The organism is Psychrilyobacter piezotolerans (assembly GCF_003391055.1).
Taxonomy (GTDB): Bacteria; Fusobacteriota; Fusobacteriia; order Fusobacteriales; family Fusobacteriaceae; genus Psychrilyobacter; species Psychrilyobacter piezotolerans.
The window spans coordinates 1-2690 of record NZ_QUAJ01000062.1 but is presented as its reverse complement, the minus strand read 5'-3'; the positions used below and the strand labels follow the sequence as shown (position 1 = coordinate 2690).

Annotated in this window: 2 protein-coding genes; both read right to left on the bottom strand. The window is 36.7% G+C overall.

The annotated features are described in order from the left end of the window. On the bottom strand, window positions 1-1103 hold a 1103-nt coding region (gene grdD, locus DYH56_RS15525; protein ID WP_114643770.1), incomplete at its 3' end, for a glycine/sarcosine/betaine reductase complex component C subunit alpha. Between the two features lie 12 nt (window positions 1104-1115). Next, window positions 1116-2651, bottom strand: a complete 1536-nt coding sequence (gene grdC / locus DYH56_RS15520; RefSeq protein WP_114643769.1) for a glycine/sarcosine/betaine reductase complex component C subunit beta — start codon at window positions 2649-2651, stop codon at window positions 1116-1118. Window positions 2652-2690 lie beyond the last annotated feature (39 nt).

The following is a 2690-nucleotide window of genomic DNA, read 5'->3' as shown; positions in this document are numbered from 1 at the left end:
TTAGCATCATTTACTAGGATGATAGGTCCTGTACAACCCATTCCTGCTTCTGCATAGATCCCGTTTCTCATAAGTTCTAAAGCAGCATCATCTAAGTCCATAATGTCTATTCCAGATATTTGCGCTGTTACTACTTCTTTTTCTGGTTTTACAAATTCTTCCACTGGTTTTTTAGGTGCTTCAACAAAACCAGCTAAGATCTCTTCGTATCCTGCTTTTTTTATCATCTCATATTCTTTGCTTACTATTGCAGCAAGATCATTTTTCCCTAATAGTGCAGCATATTTTATTGCTCCTTCTACTACAGGTACTCCTGATGCTCTAGATAAGATTAATATAGTTCTCTTCATATCAAATGATACTCCCGGACCATATCCGTATCCGCTTGCTTCATAAGATCCGCCTGTTGAATAAGAAGAAAACATCTTCATAAGAATATTTCCTGTTAAACTGTCTGTTACCATTACATCTGATGATCCCATTAAAAGGTCATTTCCTCTCATGATAGTCCCACCGTCTGCTCTTTTGGATTCACCAAAGTTGATTGCATATCCGTTGTCAGCTAATTTTCGCAACGATCTTTCCACAGCTCTTGAGCTGTCTACATTTAATATTCCAACTGAAGGATTAGCTATTCCAATTGCTTTAGCTGTTGCTATTCCATACAGTGAATTTTTAAACATAGCTTCAGTCCTGTTAGTAGCTGATGTTCCTGTTGTAGTTCCTATTAACATGTCATTTCCAAAGGCAGGTGTTACTACTCTACCTATTGTAGAAGTCCCTATAGGAAAACTGTAGTGCATAGTTACAGCTGAATTGATCTCTTTTGAGTCGATTAATTCTTCCATTTTCTTATGCGCTTCTTCTTCTGTATTGGCTTCTACAACTCTTAAAGCTGTTTCTACCTTAGGTCCGATTAAAACTACATCGAAGTCACCACTTAAAGCAGCTTTTTCAGCACCTTTAACGATGTTTTCTACTCCGTGTTCACTACCTATTGTAGTTATTCCCACACATATTTTCTTACCAAATGTCCCTGTTTCCATGGCATTGGCTATATCTAAAAAGCTTTCACCTATCATTTTTTTAATATCTAAAGACATAAAAATCCCCCCTTAACCTAAAAATTGAGAGGCAAAGTTTTTCATAGCTTCTGCAATCATCTTATTGATTTCGTCTTTAGAAACTGAACCAGCTTCCTCTGTAACACCGGTGTTTCTCTCTACCATGATAGATACACCATCGAATAAGTTAGTCATTCTACCTAAGAATAATGATCCTTTTCCAACTACCATTACTCTGTTTAAGTCACCTGTAGTTAATTCATTCATAGCAAATCCTAAGTAAGGTACTCCTGAAGGGATATGACCTTGTGTAGGTGCCCATCCAACCATTCCGTTATTTACCACGAAATCTTTCATTTCTTTTTTCTCAATATGACCTTTCTTAACTCCGCAGGCTCCGATCATCTTGTAGTTTCCTTCTGGTACATCTCCTGCTCCTGCTGGTTTTGTAACATCCGGGTTTTGCATCTCTACTGAGTACTTATCTACATCTGTAATTTTTAATCCAGCTCTTTCTAATGGCTCGATTACTAATGATGAGATAACTGCCTGAGGTGAAGATCCTGTTCCTACAGTATGTCTTCCTACGAAATCAGTGTTGATTACCGGACTAACTCCGTCATTTTCAGAGATTAATACAGCAAATGCTCCTAATGTATCCTCTAAGATAGGTAAGTCTTTCTTAACATGGTCTTTACCATTCATTCCTAATTTAGCTGTAGCTCCACCTGCAACGATTACAACGTTTTTGTATGTCCCGGCTTTTACCAATGAAGCTGCATTGATTAGTGAATGAGTAGGTGCTGCACAGAATCCTCTAAGGTCTGAACCAGTTGCGTTTACTGCTCCTGATGCTTCTGCGATAGCCTTAGCAAAATTTCCTCCACCTCTTTGGTTCATGTCTCCACAAGCTTCTTCTGAACATTCGATTACATAGTCGATAGTTGTAGGATCGATGTTGTTTCTTGCAATTAAGTTTTTAAATGCTAAGATTCCAGATGCTTTTACAACTAAGTTTTCAAATATTACATGAGAACTTAAGTTAGTGTCTACATCATGGGCTCTCTTTACACATCCAACTAATTTATCTTCATGGTATAATCCTTCTGCTCCTTCTTTTTTTACTAAAGCTTCGATTACAGAGAATTCATGACCCTTACTTAATTGAGCTTCGTCAGCTTCTGTATAGAATTCATAGTTTCTATATGCTTCTACTGCGTCAGCCAAGAATTTTTCTTCTAATAATACTAAGTCAAAAACGTCGGCTAATTTAACCATTACGATGAATTCTTTTTGAGCTAAGATCTCTCCGAATTTACCTTTGTTTGAAGCACCTTCTATATTTTTACCAACAAAAGGCATTCCTACTTCTTTTAATTTTTCAGGAGTTAAGTTTCCGATGTAAGTCTGGTTAGGTCCGTAGTTTACTACTTCTTCATAAGTTCTGTAGCTGTCTCTGATATTTTTTAAGTATTCAGAATCCGGGTTAGTATGTTTTTCAACTGTTTGTGTAGTTCCGTTGTGTAAGATCATGTCTGGAGTATGCACTAAACAATATGCTGCTCCTTTTAAAACTGCAAAATTCATCTTTTATTCCTCCGATTATTTATTATAATTTATTTATTT